This window comes from Williamsia deligens (assembly GCF_024171765.1).
GTDB classification, from domain to species: Bacteria; Actinomycetota; Actinomycetes; order Mycobacteriales; family Mycobacteriaceae; genus Williamsia_A; species Williamsia_A deligens.
The window spans coordinates 651,673-668,823 of record NZ_JAMTCI010000001.1 but is presented as its reverse complement, the minus strand read 5'-3'; the positions used below and the strand labels follow the sequence as shown (position 1 = coordinate 668,823).

Sequence of the window (17,151 nt, the reverse complement as noted above, 5' to 3'; positions counted from 1 at the left end):
GGTCATGGGGCCGTCTCCCCGGCGTCACGCAGCGGAATGCACACCGCGGGGGGACGGGAGCCCCAGGTTCTCCCGGAGGGTGGGACCCAGGTAGTCGGGTTTCACGATCCCGCGCGAGCGCAGGATCGGCAGGAGTCCCTCGACGATGAACTCGTGCTGGGTGTCGTCGGCGAGCCCGTTCAGCGACAGCACGTCCAGGACGCCGGCGCGGAACCGTTCCTCGACGGCGTCGGCGAGCTGCTCCGGTGTGCCGGCGACGGCCCAGTGTCCGGTGTCCTGTGCCGCGACGATCAGTTCGCGCAGGGTCAGGCCGCGCCGGATGTGGTCGCTGAACACCAGGGCGCGGCCCCGGCGTCGATTGATCGAGGAGACGTCGGGGAGCACCGACTCGGGTAGGGGAGCATCGAGGGCCGCCTCACCGAGGTCCACGCCGCCACCGAGCATGTTCGCCACCAGGCCCCTGCCCTGCTCGTAGTCGATCGCCTCGCGGCGCTCGCGGACCGTGGCCCTCACCTCGGCCTCGGTCGCCCCGAACGTCGCGTGGAACGAGTTGAAGATCAGCGGGAGCCCGGCGGGTCGTCCGAGCGCGGCCGCGCGCGCACGGATCCGGGAGGTGAAGTCGTGCGCGATCTCGAGTGTCGGCAGCGAGGTGAACACGACCTCGGCGTGGCGCGCCCCGAGCTCGAGTCCGGCGTCGGACTGCCCGGCCTGGAAGAGCACCGGTCGTCCCTGGGGAAGGGGCGGGATGTTCAGCGGCCCGGCGACGGAGAAGAACTCGCCGTGATGATCGATCGGCCGCACCCGGCTCGGATCGAGAGTGACCTCGCCGTGTGCCCCGCGGGTGGGGCGCCGTCCTGCCAGCTGTCCCACAGCGCTGTCGCCACCTCCAGCGACTCGGCCGCGCGGGCGTATCGCTGTTCCGGGGACGGCAGCTCGCCCGGACCGTAGTTCTCCTCACCGACTGCGGACGTGACCACGTTCCAGGCCGCCCGACCGTTGCTGACGTGGTCGAGGGTGCCGAACAGGCGCGCGAGGTTGAACGGGTGGTGAAAGGTCGTCGACACGGTGGCGATCAGCCCCGTGTGGCGTGTGACCTGACTCAGCGCTGAGACGAAGACGAGCGGTTCCTGCGATCCGATCGCGCCCTGGGCGTTGAAGCTCAACAGGTCAGCGGTGAACAGGGCGTCGATGCGGGCCGCCTCGGCACGGCGGGCGACCTCCACCGCGGTGTCGAGGGTGCTGCGCGTGGGGTCGAGCGCCAGTGCATAACTGTCCGAGGTGCCTCCGCGCCGGTGATGGTCGCGAGGGTCCGAGGGTGTGCGGTGCTCACGTAGAGTCAGCGTCGACGGGCTCGGGCGCGAAGGGAACGGTTGTACCTCGCGGGGTTTCAACCGGGCGTCCGTGTCGCGGCGGTCAGCTCACCCGGTCAGCGCTGCCCACCGCGTCGAGGAACTCGTCGATGTCCTCGGCGCGATGGGTGAAGCTCGTGACCAGGCGGACGACGCCGGTCTCCCACCGGTCGGCGTAGAACGTGTAGCCCTGCTCCTGCAGTCGGGTGGTGAGGCTGTCGGGGAAGCGACAGAAGAGGATGTTGGCGGTGGGGTCGCCGAGGACGTCGACGCCGGGGGACCGGCGGAGGCCTGCGGCGAGGCGCGCGGTCATCGCGTTGGCCTGACGGGCGGTCCGCAGCCACAGGTCGTCGCGGAGGTGTGCTCCGAGCTGCGCTGTCTGGAAGCGCATCTTGGCGGTGAGTTGACCGCCCCGTTTGTGTCGATAGGAGAGCTCCGTGGCGAGCGTCGGGTCGAACGACACGATCGCGTCCGCGGTCATGGTGCCGTTCTTCGTCGCCCCGAAGGAGAGGATGTCGACGCCGAGACGCCACGTCATCTCGGCAGGGGAGACGTCCAGCGCCACCAGCGCATTGGCGAACCGCGCCCCGTCCATGTGGACGCGCAGGCCGGCGTCGTGGGCGATGGCGGCGAGGGTGCGCAGCTCGTCGAGGGTGTAGACGCTGCCGGTCTCGGTGGCCTGGGTCAGACTCACCACCGACGGCTGCACGCTGTGGACGTCGCCGCGGCGACGGTGCACGGCGACACGGAGGGCGTCGGGGTCGATTCTCGAGTCGGCGCCGTCGACGTGGATGAATTTCGCACCCGCGGTGAAGAACTCCGGCGCGCCCGCCTCGTCGGTCGTGACGTGACCGTTCGGGTGCGACAGGATCGCGCCCCACGGCGGGGTCAGCGCGGCGAGCGCGATGCCGTTCGCGGCCGATCCCGATCCGACAGGGAACACGTCGACCCGTCGCTCGAACACGGCCGAGAACTGTTCGACGACGGTGCGCGAGTGGTCGTCGTTGCCGTAGGGCGCAGCCTGTCCCGCGGAGACCTCCGCGATCGCCGCCAGCACCTCGGGGGTGGTGCCGGCGGTGTTGTCGCTGGTGTAGCCGCGCAGGATCGGTTGTGTCATCACAGGTCCCAGGTGTGGACGGGCTGGCCCTCATGCATCCGCTCGATGTAGTCGCGCAGCATCCCGGCCAGGGCGACCTCGCGCGATTCACCGGCGCGTTCGCGGGCCGCGACCGTCTCGCGCTGCCAGACCGACCCCGTGCGACGACTCTGGCAGCGACCCTCGATGATCCCCAGGTACCGACGACGTGCCTTGTCCGACACCCCGTACGCGGCGAGCCCGCGATCGGCCGCGGGCAGCAGGCGGCGCAGGGTGAGCTCGTCGGGTCGGACCCATCCCACTGTGGGCCAGTAGATCTGGGCTTCCAAGCCGTCGCGGGCACCCGCGGTCAGGTTCTCGGTGGCGGCGTCGAACGACATCTGCGACCACAGCGGGCGGTCGGCGTCGACGAGGCCGCGCATCAGTCCGTAGAAGAACGCGGCGTCGGCCATGGTGTCGATGACGCTCGGCCCGGCGGGCAGGACCCGGTTCTCGATGCGGACGTGCGCCTGGCCGTCGACGACGTCGTAGATCGGCCTGTTCCAGCGGTACACGGTGCCGTTGTGCAGGTTGAGTTCCGAGAGCGCGGGGACGCGGCCGGCGTCGAGGGCCTCGAGCGGGTCTTCGTCGTCGCAGACCGGCAGCAGCGCGGGGAAGTACCGGGTGTTCTCCTCGAAGAGGTCGAAGATGGTGGTGATCCATCGTTCGCCGAACCAGACGCGCGGTCGGACACCCTGGTTCTTCAGTTCGAGTGGTCGGGTGTCGGTGGCCTGGGTGAAGACGGGGATGCGCGTCTCGTGCCAGAGCGCGTGACCGGCGAAGAACGGAGAGTTGCCGGCGACCGCCACCTGGATCCCGGCGATCGCCTGCGCGGCGTTCCAGTGGTCGGCGAAATCCTGCGGAGGGACGCGCAGGTGCAGCTGCACCGACGTGCACGCGGCCTCGGGGAGGATCGATTCGGTGGTGGCGGTGAGCCGTTCACCGACGCGTGCGTCACCCAGCGGGACACCGTCGATGTCGAGCTCGATGTCCTCGCCGCGCGCCGCGAAGATCTGGTCGTTGAGGAGTTCGTAGCGCGGATCCGCCGAGATCCACTCAGGTGTGAGGTGCTCGAGCCGGATGGTCGGCAGCATGCCGATCATCGCGAGTCGGTTGTCGGTGGTGGCGGCCTGGGCGTCGGCCCGGTTCAGCGACGCGCGGAGTGCGGCCTCCAGCGAGAGCATCTCGTCGTCGCGGAACGGCCGGGGGGAGACGTTGATCTCGACGTTGAACTGGCCGAGTTCGGTCTGGTAGTCGGGGTCGGCGATCGCCTGCAGCACAGTGTCGTTCGCCATGGCCGGGTTCATCGCACGGTCGACGAGGTTCAGTTCGACCTCCATGCCGAGCAGTGGCTCCGGTGCCCCGTCGGTGTCGACGAACGCGCCCTCGGCGAGCATGCGGGCGATCGCCTCGGTGCCCCGTGTCACCTGCTCACGGAACCGTCGGCGGTCCTCCCGGGTGAACTCGCGCCTGCTGACCTCGGCTCCCATGACCCGATCGTGTCACCGTCCCGGGGGTTCGAGCCACCGAATCGGACGCCGTGTCGGGTGCCCCACACCTCGTCGGCGACACGTCTGAACCCCGAGCGTCCAGAAAATGCCGCCGAGCGTGCAGAAAATGCACGCCGAACGTGCACCTCCATGCCGGCTGCCCGACCAACTGCACGGTCGACGGGCTCTACTGCACGGTCGACGGCATCTACCGCACGGTCGGCGGGGTCGGTGTCAGGTCCGGGTGGGGCGGGACGGATCGGGGACGGCGTCGCGGAGTTCCTGCGTGTACGGGTGCTGCGGGTCGTCGAAGACGGTGTCGACGTCACCTGCCTCGACGATCTGCCCCGCGCGCATCACCAGGACACGGTCGCTGATCTCGCGGACCACCGCGAGATCGTGGGAGATGAAGAGATACGCGAGATCGTGCTCGCGTTGCAGCCGGTCGAGCAGGTCGAGGATGCGCGCCTGGACGGAGACGTCGAGTGCGGACACCGGTTCGTCGAGCACGACGAGGTCCGGCTCGAGAGCCAGAGCGCGGGCGATCGCGACACGCTGTCGCTGCCCACCGGACAGTTCGCGGGGGCGGCGCTCGGCCAGGTCCGAGGGCAACGCGACCTGATCCAGCAGATCGTCGACCCGCGCCCGACGGCCGGCGCGATCACCCACCCTGAACGCACGCAACGGCTCGCCGACGATCCGCCGGACCGACAGGGACGGGTCGAGCGAGGTGAAGGGGTTCTGGTGCACGAACTGCAGTCGACGGCGTAGCGCCCGCCGCTGCGACCCGCGCGCACCCGTCACGTCGACACCGTCGAACTCGACGGTCCCCGCGTCCGGGCGATGCAGCTGCGCGATGACCCGCGCGGTGGTCGTCTTGCCCGATCCGCTCTCGCCGACGATCGAGACGGTCTGCCCGCGGTGCACTTCGAGGGACACCCCGTCGACGGCGGTCAACGACGTCCCACCCCGCAGCGAGAACTGCACCCGCAGGTCGGTGGCCCGCAGCAGGGGGTCTCGCTCGGGACGGACCGTCGTACGGGTGCGGGGTCGGCCCAGGTGCGGCGCGGCCTCGACGAGCCCGACGGTGTAGGGATGCCGTGGTGCGTCGAGGATCTCGCGGGCGGGGCCGGCCTCCACGATGCGACCCTGCGACATGACGACGATCCGGTCGGCGCGCTCGGCGGCCACCCCGAGGTCGTGGGTGATGAACAGGACCGCGGCCCCGGTGTCGGCGATCCGCGCGTCCAACAGGTCGAGGATGCGGCGTTGCACCGTCACGTCGAGCGCGGACGTCGGTTCGTCGGCGATCACCAGTTCGGGTGCACACGCCAGCGCGATGCCGATCAGCACGCGCTGGCGCTGCCCTCCGGACAGTTCGCCGGGGTACTGGCCGGCACGTTCCTCGGGACGGTCGACGCCCGCCTCGGCCAGGATGTCGACAGCCCGCAGCGCCGCGGTCCGCCGATCGGCCCTGCCGTGCAGCCGCAGGATCTCCCCGACCTGATCGCCGACGCGGCGCACCGGGTTCAGCGACGACGTCGGATCCTGGGGGACGACGCCGATGTGCGCGCCTCGCAGGCGGCTCAGACGACGGTCGGAGGCGGAGTCGATGCGCTCGTCGTCGAACTCGATGCGACCACCGTCGAGGGTGCCGCCCTCCGGGAGCAACCCCACGATCGCAAGCGCCAGGGTCGATTTGCCGGAGCCGGACTCACCCACCACCGCGACGACCTCGCCGCGCTCGACGGTGAGATCGATGCCGTGCAACACCTCCGTGTCACCGTAGGAGGCGTGCAGGTCGGAGACCCGCAGCAGCGGGCCCGCGGCGCTCACCGGCGCTCCTGCAGTGCGCGTCCGACGCGGTGTGCGCTGACGACCACGGCGACGATGACGAGTCCGGGGATGACGGTGAGCCACCACGCGGTCACCAGGTAGTTCCGGCCGTCGGCGATGAGTGTGCCCCACTCGGGTGACGGCGGTTTCGCACCGAACCCGAGGAAGCTGAGGGACGACACCAGCAGCACCGCCAGACCGAACTGTGCAGCGGCCAGCCCGATCACGGGGGCGATCGCGTTGCGCAGGATGTGGTTCACGAGGACGGACGGCCACCGGGACCCGGCCAGGAACGCGGCTTCGACGTAGGTGGCGTGTCGCACGCGGGCGACCTCGGCGCGCATGACGCGCGCGAAGCCGGCGATCATCGTGACGCCCACCGCGATCGCGACATTGGTGGTCCCGAAGCCGAGCGCGGTGACGACCGCCAACGACAGCAACAGGGTCGGGATCGACAGCAGGACGTCGACGACGCGCATGAGGACGGTGTCGACCACGCCGCCGATCGCGCCGGCGAGCAGCCCGATGACCGACCCGACCACGAACGCGATCGCCACCGCACTGATGGTCGCCGACAACGACAGCTCCGCCCCGTGCACCATGCGGGTGTAGAGGTCGCGGCCGATGCTGTCGGTGCCGAACCAGTGGCGCAGGCTCGGCGGCTGCATCTTGTCGCGCGGGACCAGTGCGTAGGGGTCGCCACCGGCGAACAGCGACGGCACCAGCGCCCAGCCGGCCGCGAGCACGAGGACCGCGGCGGCCACCGCGACGGTGATCCAGCGCGTCCACCCGCGACGGCGGCGCCGGGTCCCGGCGTCCTGCGACGCCGCGTTCGGAGGCGACGTGCCGTCACGGGCGACGGACTCGACGAGGAGGTCAGACACGGGTGGGCTCCGAGCTGTCGGGTGTGGCGGGAGCGGTGGCGGTGGGGCCGGCGGCAGATGCGCGCTCGCGACGGACGACGATCCGCGGGTCGATCAGGGGGTAGACCAGGTCGACGGCCAGCGTGACGACGACGAACACCAGGGCGGTGAGGACGACGATGCCCTGCACCACGGGGATGTCCTGGGCGAGGACCGAGGTCTGCGTGAGACGACCGACGCCGGCGCGGGCGAAGACGGTCTCGACCACCACGGAGCCCGCGAGCAGCTCGCCGACGAGGACGCCCGCGATGGTGAGCGCGGGCACCGTCGCGATACGGAACACGTGGCGCGTGTGGACGTACCAGCGCGACGCGCCCTTCGTGGCCGCCACCTCGACGAACGGTTCCCGCCACGTCGAGAGCAACGACGTGGCGAACACCTGCGCGATCACGGCGCCCGTGGGGATGGCGAGCGTGATCGCCGGCAGGACCACCGACGCCGGTGTGCGGTCACCGAAGGCGGGGAACACCGGCAGACCGAACGAGAACAGTTGCAGGAGGATCAGTCCCACCCAGAACGTCGGCACCGCGGCGCCCAGCGGCGGCAGCGACAGCAGGGCCGTCCGCAACCACCGGACCCGTGTGTACACCGCGAGGAACGCGAGGCCACCACCGACGACGACGGCCAGCACGAGGGCCGTGCCGGCGAGAGCGAGCGTGCTCGGGACCGCGTCGGCGATGGCGCCGACGACGCTGCGTCCGGTGGTGATCGACGACCCGAAGTCGCCGTGCACCGCGTTGGTCAGAGCGGTCCAGTACTGCTCCCACACCGACTTGTCCAGACCGTAGCGGGCCTGCATCTCGGCGATCGCCGCCGCGTCGACAGGCGATCCCGCGCCGTTGCTGTCGGCGGCCAGGCTCACCGGGTCGGACGGGAGCAGGAAGAGCACGATGAACGACACGGTGAACGCCGCCCACAGGACGGCCACCGCCTGCAGGAGTCGGAAGAAGACGTAGCGCAGCATGATTCAGTCCCTGCTGTCCGAGGAGTCGGGGGTGACCCAGGTGTCGTCGAACCGCAGGCGTGCCGACGCGTCGAACCGCAGACCGTGTGCACGCGGACCCTGGCCGATGGTCTGCGACAGCTCGATGGTCGGGATGAAGAAGCCGTTGGACAGGATCTCCTGCTGTGCGGTCCCGATGTGGCGGGCACGGACAGCGGGGTCGGACGTCGAGAGCTCCCCGGTGAACCCGTCCTCCAGCGCCGGCACCGCCTGCGCGCGGCCGATGTTGCGGCCACGGGTCGAGAACGACACCCGCAGGATGTCGCCGTCGGCGCGGGTCGAGTTGTAGTAGAACGCGTCGAACTTCCCGGTGCTCTGCCGCGCGACGCTCTCCGGTGTGGACACCAGGTCGAGCTGCATGTCGACACCGGCGAGACGCAGCTGCTGCTGCATGAGTTCCAGCACCGTCTGATTCGCCGCGAACACCGCGCTGAAGGTGACGCCGAAGGACAACTTCCGCCCGTTCTTCACGCGGATCCCGTCCGGCCCCGTCCGCCACCCGGCCGCGTCGAGCTGAGCCTCGGCGCGCGATCTGTCGAACGTGACCAGGGGGGATCGCTCGTACCCGGGGGTGTTCCGCGCCAGCACACTGGTGGCCGGCGCGAAGGTGTCGTCGAGGACGGTGTCGACGAGCTCCTGACGATCGATGGCCGACAGCAGCGCGACCCGGACGTCGCGGTCCGCGAGGACCCCGCGGGAGACGTTGGGCTGCAGGCCGAACGTGATCCCCGGGTTCGGCGTCGTGAGGACCCGCCCCTGCGCGCCCTCGATGATGGTCCGGTCCTGGGGGAGTGCGTCGCTGATCGCGTCGAGCTGCCCGGATGCCAGACTGCCTGTCCGGACGCCGGACTCGGGCACCACGGTGAACTCGATGCGGTCCAGGTAGGGCTCGCCGGAGTGCTTCGCCACCGACGACGCCCAGCTGTAGCCCTTCCGCTTCGCGAGGGTCGCCGAGCGGTCCTGGGCGTAGTCCACGTAGGTGAACGGCCCCGTTCCGGCGACGTCACCCTCGCACCTCTGCGCGGCCGACCGCGCCGACGTCGCGGGCGACACGATGCCGAGCTGGGAGGTCGAGGTCGCCTGCAGGAACTGTGCGTTCGGTTTCGAGAAGTCGACGACGACCGTCAGCGGGTCGACGACCGTGGTGCCGGTGTAACCCGAGAGGTAGCTCGCCCCGAGCGCTGCCTTGACCGGGCCGAGCGTCGTCACGACGGAGTCGAAGCTGCGCGCGACGGCGGTCGCGTCGAGCGGTGCGCCGTCGCTGAACGTGACTCCGGGGCGGAGCGTGAAGGTGAACCGTCGTGAATCCGGCGACACCTCCCACCGCTGCGCGAGCCACGGGACCAGCGCGCCGGTCGTCGGGTCCTGATCGGTCAGGGAGTCGACGATGGGCCGCGTGACGTAGATCGTCTGATTCGACGAGGACTGTGCGGGATCAGCGCAGGTCGGTGACTGCGACAGCCCGTAGCGCAACGTCCCGCCGGACCGCGGTGGGCCGGTGTCGTCGGCACCCGGCGCCGGTTCGGTGCAGGCGGTGAGTCCCGCCGCGACGGCGAGGACGGTGGTGAGGACGACGAGGAGCCGCGTCGGATGACCGCGCATGCTGATCAGTGCGCCGCGACCGGTGTGGCACCGACCGGAGTGGCGCCGACGGGCCCGAGCGGCCGGGACGGGAACGCAGCCCGCAGGGCGGGCGCGACCTCACCGGCGAACAGGTCCAGGCTGCGGCGGTGGTGGGCGGGTGTCAGGCCGTCGGAGTCGGCGGAGATGTGCAGCACCTCGTGCCCGAGGCGGTCGTGGTAGCGGCCGACCTTGTCGATCACCTCGGCGGGACTCCCCACGAGCGCCGAACTGCGGGTGATGAAGTCGTCGAGATCGGTGAAGGCGTCGGGGAGGCCCGTCCGGATCGTGAACTCCTTGCGTGCGGCGAAGATCGGGGCGTACAACGCCCGGGCCTCCTGCGACGTCGGCGCCACCAGGACACCCGCGCTGCCGGCCCCCACCACGGCGTCGGCGGGATCGCGTCCGTTCTCCACCCACGCCTGTCGGTAGTGGTCGATCAGTCGGGCGTAGGGCTCGATGGGGTGCGTGACGTTGGCCGAGAACACAGGATCGCCGTGCAGTGCGGCGAGTTCGACCGAGGCGGGCGAGGTGGCACTGCCGTGCCAGGTCCGGATCTCGGGCTGGAGGGGTCGGGGGAGGACCTTCGCGTCCCGCAGCGACGGGCGGAACCGGCCCGTCCAGGTGACGCTGTCGCTGCGCCACAGTGCGCGGAACAGCTCGTATCCCTCGGTGTTGCGGTCCCACTGGTCGTCGGGCGTGACATGGAACAGCTGTGCCTGCGCGGCACCGTTGCCCTTGCCGATGATCAGCTCGAGGCGTCCGCCGGACAGGTTGTCGAGCGTCGAGTAGTCCTCGACGGCTCGAACCGGGTCCAGCAGGCTCAACGTCGTGACACCGGTGAAGAGTCGGATGCGGTCGGTGACCGCGGCGATGTGGGAGAGCACGACCGGTGGGGACGACGAGATGAACGGGTCCTCGTGGCGTTCACCGACCGCGAACCCGTCGAAGCCCAGCTCCTCGGCGACGCGCGCCGACTCCACGACCTGCGCGAACCGCGTGGCCGGGCTGACGAGCTCACCGGTCACGGCGTCGGGACGATGGGTGATCAGGGTGAGCTGCAGGATCTTCACGCGGCGGACTCTCGGAGCGGACGGCGGGGCATCGAACCAGTTCTGCCAGGCGCGGGGCCGGGCCGACAGGGTTTGGCTCAGCGTGGGCCGCACACCGACTTCCGGAATGGATGGGGCTGCGGTCCGACGGGGTAGGCGGCCACGTCGAACCCGGGGGTGTACCCGGCGGCGACGTACAGGGCGACCGCCTCGGGCTGGCGCCACCCGGTCGTCAGGAAGACGTCGCGATAGCCCGCGGCGGCGACGTGCCGTTCCAGTTCGGCCACCACGAGACGTCCGAGACCGCGACGCCGATGGCCGGCCGAGGTCCAGATGCGTTTGAGCTCGGCCGTGTGTGCGTCGTACCGCTGGAAGGCGCCACCTGCCACGGGGACACCGTCGATCAGTCCGACGACGAGACCGCCGTCGGGCGGCGCGAACTGGGTCGCCGGGTACTCGAGAAGGTCCCGGTGCATCTCGGCCAGCGGACGCCCGTACCGCTCGCTGTACTCGACGGCCAGCTCGTCCAGCAGTGGCCGCGCGCGGGGATCGTCCTGCGCGACGGTCACGAACACCGGCGACAGGGTCGACGGCCCGACCTCGGAACACGTCACGCGCGCGGGAGGCCCGGAGGGTTCAGCAGCGACGTCTGCACGGCTTCCTTGTCGAGGTTCCAGCGATGCAGCACCTGCTGGTACTGGCCACCCTTGATGACCGCGTCGAGTGCTTCCCGGACCGGCTCGATGAGCGGGTTGCCCTTCTTCGTCGTCGCGGCGATGAGGCCGGTCAGCCCGGAGCCCGCACCCGAGACCTGGCCGACGATGGTGGTCTCGTTCGGGGTGCCCCGCACCTGCGCGTCGTGGAAGGCGTTGATCGGGTTCGGTCCGAAGTAGGCGTCGATCTGTCCGGCGTTCAGCGCCGACCAGACACCGGTGACGTCCTGGTAGTACTTGATCGTGATGGGCGCCTTGCCCTCTGCCTTCAGCTTGTCCGACCAGTCGACCAGGATCTTCTCCTGGTTGGTGCCCGAACCGACGGCGATGGTCTTGCCGCTGAGGTCCTCGTATCCGGTGAAACGGATCGGGTCGGCCTTCCGGGCGATCAGCGACAGGATGTCGGTGCGGTAGGTCGCGAAGTCGTAGAGGTCCTTGCGTGCCTCGGTCACCGTGATGTTGGAGAACCCGACGTCGCTGGCACCGCTGTCGATCCCGAGGAACAGCCCCTCCCAGGACGACCGCCGGAAGTCGGGCTTGAGGCCCAGGGTGTCGGCGACCAGTGTGGCGATGTCGACCTCGTCACCGATCCAGACCTTGTCGTCGTCGGTGGACGGGAAGGAGAAGGGTGGGTTGCCGGTGCCCGATCCCTGGCCGACGACGAGGGTGCCGCGCTCGCGGATGGACGCGGGGAGCTTCGCCGCGATCGCGGCGTTCACCGGTGCGCTGATCGGTTGCTGCTTCGAGCTGAGGTCCAGGCTCGCGCCCGTCGAGTCGCGGACCGCCTGGGTGCCGCCGTCGGACGGTGTCGAGCAGCCGGTGGCGAGGAGGCCGGCGGTCAGGAGGGTGAGAAGTGCCGCGGACAGCGGTCGACGTCGGGTCATGGTGAGGCGGATCCGTTCTGTGACAGGTGGTGTGGAGCAGGGAGGGCGACGACGCGTGTCAGAGCACGCGGTCGAGGAATGCGCGGGTGCGCTCCTCGCGGGGGGCACCGAGGACCTGGCTGGGCGGGCCCTCCTCGACGATGCGGCCCGAGTCCATGAACACGATGCGGTCGGCCACGCGCCGGGCGAAGGCGATCTCGTGGGTGACGATGACGAGGGTCCTGCCGGCGCGGGCGAGGTCGCCGATGACGGCGAGGACCTCGTCGACCAGTTCGGGGTCGAGTGCCGACGTGGGCTCGTCGAACAGGATCAGTTCGGGGTCGAGCGCCAGCGCGCGTGCGATGGCCACGCGCTGCTGTTGCCCGCCGGACAGCTGACGGGGATAGGCGCCGACGCGGTCGGCGAGTCCCACACGGCCGAGGAACTCCCCGGCGGCCCGGCGTGCCACCTCCCGCTCCACCCCCCGGGCACCGACCGGTGCCTCGGCGACGTTCTCCAGGGCGGTGAGGTGGGGGAAGAGGTTGAAGTTCTGGAAGACGAACCCGATCCGGCTGCGTTGCCGGCGGATCTCGTTCTCCGACAACCGGTGCAAGGCGGTGCGACCGCGGCGGAGCCCGATCAGCTCGCCGTGGACGGTGACGAATCCCTCGGTGGGGGGCTGGAGGTGGTTGATGGTCCGCAGCAGTGTGGACTTGCCGGACCCCGACGGCCCGATGATCGCGACCACCTCCCCCTGACGGACCTGCAGGGAGACGTCGGACAGGGCGGGCACCCCGTCGAAGGACTTCCCGACGCCGCGGACGTCGAGGACGACCGGCGCGGTCATGCGCGCACCCGCAGCCCGGTGAGCTGCGCGCGCAGTCGCTGCAGCGGTGTGGGCGGCAGCTCGCGGTGGGCCCCGCGGGCGAAACGCCGCTCGATGTAGAACTGGGCGACCGAGAGCAGCCCGGTGAGGAGGACGTACCAGGCGACCGCCACGAGCAGCAGCGGGATGATGCGACCGTTGCGGCCGTAGATCACCTGCACCTGGTAGAAGAGGTCGGGGATCGCGAGGATGAAGACCGCCGAGGTGCCCTTGAGCAGCCCGATGACCTCGTTGGTGGCCGGTGGGATGATCGTCCGCATCGCCTGCGGGAAGATGATGCGGGTGAACTGCCGACGTACCGGGATCCCCAGCGCGGCAGCGGCTTCGCGCTGACCCTCGTCGACCGAGAGCAGGCCCGCCCGGATGATCTCGGCACCGTAGGCGGCCTGGTGGATCGACAGGCCGATCAGTGCCGCGGTGACGGGCGCGATGAGGTTCTTCGTCTCCACCTCGGCGAACACCGGACCGAACGGGATGCCGTACCCGAGGTGGGTGTACAGCGCGCCGAGAAATCCCCAGAACAGGATCTGCACGATCAGCGGGATGGAGCGGAACAGCCAGATGAACGCCCAACTGCCGCCGCTGAGAACGGGATTGGGTGACTGGCGCATCAGGGCGAGCACGATGCCGCCCGCGAACCCGATGGCGGCGGCGGCGAGCGTCAACCAGATCGTCAGCCACAGCGCCTGCAGGATCGTCGTGCTGAAGAAGTACGACGCGAACGTCGGCCAGTCGTATCGGGGGTTGGTGACGGCACCCGCGACGACCTGCGCGAGGAGCACCGCCACGACCAGGACGGCGAGCCATCGGCCGTAGTGCGGGCGTCCGACGATCGGCAGGCCCTCGATGTCGTCGAGGGTGCTGCCGGGTTCGACGTCGACGCGCGCGGGCGCAACTGTTCTGCTGGACACGGGGACTGGGCTCCACTCGCCGGAGACGGTGCGGCGATCTCGCACCACGTCTGTTGGTAAGTGGCGACGCTAGGAGTGACCGGCCCGGCCGACAACGGATCCGGTCACGGTGCGTGAAACGGCTGCCATGATCGAGTCATGCCAGCGAAGCCCGTCGACCCCGCCGAGATGCGCGCCGCCGTGCTCGCCGTCGCCCCCTGGATCCGCGGCGAGACCGACGAGACCCCGGCACGTCCGGTTCTCGCCCTCGCCGTCCGGACGACCGCCCGGACCCTCGCGCAGATCGCGCCGGGGTCGTCGGTGGAGGTGCGGGTGCCGCCGTTCGTGGCGGTCCAGTGCATCGAGGGCCCCCGACACACCCGGGGGACGCCCCCGAATGTCGTGGAGACCGATCCCCGGACCTGGTTACGGCTCGCCGCGGGTCTCACCGAGCTGACCGACGAGATCGCCGACGCCACGGTCTCGGCATCGGGGAGCAGGGCCCCGGAGGTCGGGAACCACCTGCCGCTCGTGCGCGTCTGATTGGCCGTCGCCGCACGTCGGCCCGTAAGCTTCTCTGCAGGTCCGACCGTCGCCCACCGCATCGGAGTGCCCCGTGACCGAGCTGTCCGTCCACAGCCCGAACCTCCTCGCCGACGTGCACCCGCCCGCGCCGCGACCCGACGACGTCCCCGAGAACGAACCCCGTGAGGAATGCGGGGTGTTCGGCGTCTGGGCCCCAGGTGAGGACGTCGCGAAGCTCTCGTACTACGGGCTGTACGCACTGCAGCACCGCGGCCAGGAGGCCGCCGGGATCGCCGTCGGCGACGGCTCCCAGGTGCTCGTGTTCAAGGACCTCGGTCTGGTCTCGCAGGTCTTCGACGAGCAGACGCTGGCGTCCATGCCGGGTCACGTCGCCATCGGGCACTGCCGCTACAGCACCACCGGATCGACGACGTGGGAGAACTCACAGCCGATCTTCCGCACCACCGCCGCCGGCACCGGCGTGGCGCTGGGCCACAACGGCAACCTCGTCAACACCGCCGATCTCGCGTCGGTCGCCCGGGAGGCGGGGCTGATGGCGTCGCGGATCCACGGTGGCGCCACCTCCGACTCCGACGTCGTCGGTGCGCTCCTCGCGCACGGCGCCGCCGACAGCACCATCGAGCAGGCGGCCATGGAGTTGCTGCCCACCCTCGACGGCGCCTTCTGCCTCACCTTCATGGACGAGCACACGCTGTACGCCGCCCGGGATCCCTATGGCGTGCGTCCCCTGTGCCTGGGTCGGCTCGACCGCGGATGGGTCGTCGCCTCCGAGACCGCCGCCCTCGACATCGTCGGTGCGTCGTTCGTCCGGGAGATCGAGCCGGGCGAGCTGCTCGCGATCGACGCCGACGGCGTCCGCAGCTCACGGTTCGCCCAGCCCACACCGAAGGGCTGCGTCTTCGAGTACGTCTACCTCGCCCGCCCGGACAGCGTCATCAACGGGCGCTCGGTGCACTCCTCGCGGGTGGAGATCGGGCGGCGTCTGGCCCGGGAGCACCCCACCGACGCCGACCTGGTCATCCCCGTACCCGAGTCGGGGACACCGGCGGCCACCGGCTACGCGCAGGAGTCGGGCATCCCCTACGGCCAGGGCCTGATGAAGAACGCCTACGTCGGCCGCACGTTCATCCAGCCGTCGCAGACCATCCGTCAGCTCGGCATCCGGCTCAAGCTGAACCCGCTGCGGGAGGTCATCCGCGGCAAGCGGCTCGTCGTCGTGGACGACTCGATCGTCCGCGGCAACACCCAGCGCGCCCTGATCCGGATGCTGCGCGAGGCCGGCGCCGCCGAGATCCACGTCCGCATCGCGTCCAGTCCCGTGCGGTGGCCGTGCTTCTACGGCATCGACTTCGCCTCGCCGGCGGAGCTCATCGCGAACGGCATGGAGTCCGAGCAGGGGATGGTCGAGGGTGTCCGGCAGGCCATCGGCGCCGACTCGCTCGGTTACATCAGCATCGACGAGATGATCGCCGCCACCGACCAGCCGTCGGATCAGCTGTGCTCGGCCTGCTTCGACGGCAAGTACCCCATCGACCTCCCGACGGAGACCTCGATGGGCAAGGCGGTGCTCGAGGCGATGCTGTCGACGACCGCCGCGAACGACCCTCTCGTCGCCCACAACGACAACGTCAGCGCCCTGCGTCGTCCGTGATCCGCGACGTGCACCGCGCCGTCGGCCGCGGGCGCGAGTCGGGTTCGGGGCCACTGCTCCGGTAGCGTGACCCGCGTGTCGAACCAGGAGTCAGCGCACGACGACGGCCCGTCCACCGCACGAGCGTCCTACGCGCAGGCAGGCGTCGACATCGACGCCGGTGACCGCGCCGTCGCACTGTTCAAGCCGCACGCCAAGCGGGCGTCGCGTCCGGAGGTGCTCGGTGGTCTCGGCGGGTTCGCCGGCCTGTTCGCGCTGCGTGGGACCTACAGGGAGCCGGTGCTCGCCTCCTCCACCGACGGCGTGGGCACCAAGCTCGCCATCGCGCAGGCCATGGACAAGCACGACACCGTCGGCCGCGACCTCGTCGCGATGGTCGTCGACGACCTCGTGGTGTGCGGCGCGGAGCCCCTCTTCCTCCAGGACTACATCGCCGTCGGCCGTGTGGTGCCGGAGACCGTCGCCGAGCTGGTCAAGGGCATCGCCGACGGGTGTGTCGAGGCCGGCTGCGCGCTGCTCGGCGGCGAGACCGCCGAGCACCCCGGCCTGATGGAGCAGTCGCACTACGACCTGTCGGCGACCGGCGTGGGTGTCGTCGAGGCCGATTCCGTCCTCTCGCCCGACCGCGTCCGCCCGGGCGACGTGATCATCGCCATGGGCTCGTCAGGTCTGCACTCGAACGGGTACTCACTGGCCCGCAAGGTCCTGCTCGAGTGGGGACACATGGACCTGGGCGGACACGTCGAGGAGTTCGGCCGCACGCTGGGCGAGGAGATGCTCGAACCCACGCGGATCTACGCCAAGGACTGCCTTGCCCTGGTCGCCGAGACCGACGTCCGGACGTTCGCGCACGTCACCGGCGGTGGGCTGGCCGAGAACCTCGCCCGCGTCATCCCCGACGGACTGCACGCGGAACTGGACCGGGGGACCTGGTCACCGGCGCCCATCTTCGCGATGATCGCGCAGCGTGGCCGCGTGGACCGTCACGAGATGGAGCGGACGTTCAACATGGGCGTCGGGATGGTCGCCATCGTGGCCCCGGAGGACACCGATCGCGCCCTGGCCGTGCTCACGGCACGACACATCGACAGTTGGGTGCTGGGAACGGTGAAGAAGTCGCACGAGGGACGCGACTCCGCAGGTGCCGCCGAACTGATCGGCGAACACCCGCGGTTCTGAGCTGCGTGTCACCGC

Annotated in this window: 14 protein-coding genes and 1 pseudogene; 3 read left to right on the top strand and 12 right to left on the bottom strand. The window is 70.4% G+C overall.

All coding sequences use genetic code 11. The annotated features are described in order from the left end of the window. Positions 1 to 24 precede the first annotated feature (24 nt). The 12 genes and pseudogenes from LX14_RS03160 to LX14_RS03105 all read right to left on the bottom strand — a co-directional run bounded on the left by LX14_RS03160 (position 25) and on the right by LX14_RS03105 (position 13,781). Positions 25 to 1,330: pseudogene (locus LX14_RS03160) on the bottom strand (NtaA/DmoA family FMN-dependent monooxygenase). Between the two features lie 83 nt (positions 1,331 to 1,413). After that, positions 1,414 to 2,466 carry a threonine aldolase family protein gene (locus LX14_RS03155; protein WP_253645818.1) on the bottom strand — a complete coding sequence of 351 codons (1,053 nt, stop codon included), beginning with the start codon at positions 2,464 to 2,466 and terminating at the stop codon, positions 1,414 to 1,416. After that, positions 2,466 to 3,974, bottom strand: coding sequence for a glutamate-cysteine ligase family protein (locus LX14_RS03150; RefSeq protein ID WP_253645817.1), 1,509 nt, complete (start codon positions 3,972 to 3,974; stop codon positions 2,466 to 2,468). The genes LX14_RS03155 and LX14_RS03150 overlap by 1 nt, the downstream gene beginning before the upstream one ends. 234 nt (positions 3,975 to 4,208) lie before the next feature. Further along, a complete protein-coding gene (locus LX14_RS03145) occupies positions 4,209 to 5,810 on the bottom strand; it encodes a dipeptide ABC transporter ATP-binding protein (RefSeq protein WP_372505242.1) in 1,602 nt (533 codons plus the stop codon). After that, positions 5,807 to 6,694, bottom strand: a complete 888-nt coding sequence (locus tag LX14_RS03140) for an ABC transporter permease (protein WP_372505241.1) — start codon at positions 6,692 to 6,694, stop codon at positions 5,807 to 5,809. The genes LX14_RS03145 and LX14_RS03140 overlap by 4 nt, the downstream gene beginning before the upstream one ends. Beyond that, entirely contained in the window at positions 6,687 to 7,697 is a 1,011-nt protein-coding gene (locus LX14_RS03135; RefSeq protein ID WP_253645816.1) for an ABC transporter permease, read from the bottom strand. The genes LX14_RS03140 and LX14_RS03135 overlap by 8 nt, the downstream gene beginning before the upstream one ends. A 3-nt stretch (positions 7,698 to 7,700) precedes the next feature. Beyond that, entirely contained in the window at positions 7,701 to 9,338 is a 1,638-nt protein-coding gene (locus tag LX14_RS03130; protein WP_253645815.1) for an ABC transporter substrate-binding protein, read from the bottom strand. 5 nt (positions 9,339 to 9,343) lie between these two features. Next, on the bottom strand, positions 9,344 to 10,429 hold the full coding sequence (locus LX14_RS03125) for an LLM class flavin-dependent oxidoreductase (protein WP_253645814.1): 1,086 nt from the start codon (positions 10,427 to 10,429) through the stop codon (positions 9,344 to 9,346). Positions 10,430 to 10,506: 77 nt separating this feature from the next. Beyond that, a complete protein-coding gene (locus tag LX14_RS03120; protein ID WP_372505355.1) occupies positions 10,507 to 10,992 on the bottom strand; it encodes a GNAT family N-acetyltransferase in 486 nt (161 codons plus the stop codon). Positions 10,993 to 11,018: 26 nt separating this feature from the next. Beyond that, entirely contained in the window at positions 11,019 to 12,005 is a 987-nt protein-coding gene (locus LX14_RS03115; protein ID WP_253645812.1) for an ABC transporter substrate-binding protein, read from the bottom strand. A gap of 58 nt (positions 12,006 to 12,063) precedes the next feature. Further along, positions 12,064 to 12,831: an amino acid ABC transporter ATP-binding protein gene (locus LX14_RS03110; protein ID WP_253645811.1), complete on the bottom strand. Its 768-nt coding sequence runs from the start codon at positions 12,829 to 12,831 to the stop codon at positions 12,064 to 12,066. Further along, complete coding sequence (locus tag LX14_RS03105) at positions 12,828 to 13,781, bottom strand: amino acid ABC transporter permease (protein ID WP_372505240.1); 954 nt, start codon at positions 13,779 to 13,781, stop codon at positions 12,828 to 12,830. The genes LX14_RS03110 and LX14_RS03105 overlap by 4 nt, the downstream gene beginning before the upstream one ends. Positions 13,782 to 13,919: 138 nt before the next feature. Here LX14_RS03105 and LX14_RS03100 point away from each other — a divergent pair, with 138 nt between their 5' ends. The 3 genes from LX14_RS03100 to purM all read left to right on the top strand — a co-directional run bounded on the left by LX14_RS03100 (position 13,920) and on the right by purM (position 17,136). Further along, positions 13,920 to 14,303 carry a sterol carrier family protein gene (locus LX14_RS03100; protein ID WP_253645810.1) on the top strand — a complete coding sequence of 128 codons (384 nt, stop codon included), beginning with the start codon at positions 13,920 to 13,922 and terminating at the stop codon, positions 14,301 to 14,303. 73 nt (positions 14,304 to 14,376) lie between these two features. Then, the gene (gene purF, locus LX14_RS03095; protein ID WP_372505239.1) at positions 14,377 to 15,957 is read left to right on the top strand and encodes an amidophosphoribosyltransferase; all 1,581 of its coding nucleotides are present in this window, start codon (positions 14,377 to 14,379) and stop codon (positions 15,955 to 15,957) included. Between the two features lie 75 nt (positions 15,958 to 16,032). After that, positions 16,033 to 17,136, top strand: a complete 1,104-nt coding sequence (gene purM, locus LX14_RS03090; RefSeq protein ID WP_253645809.1) for a phosphoribosylformylglycinamidine cyclo-ligase — start codon at positions 16,033 to 16,035, stop codon at positions 17,134 to 17,136. Positions 17,137 to 17,151: the final 15 nt, after the last annotated feature.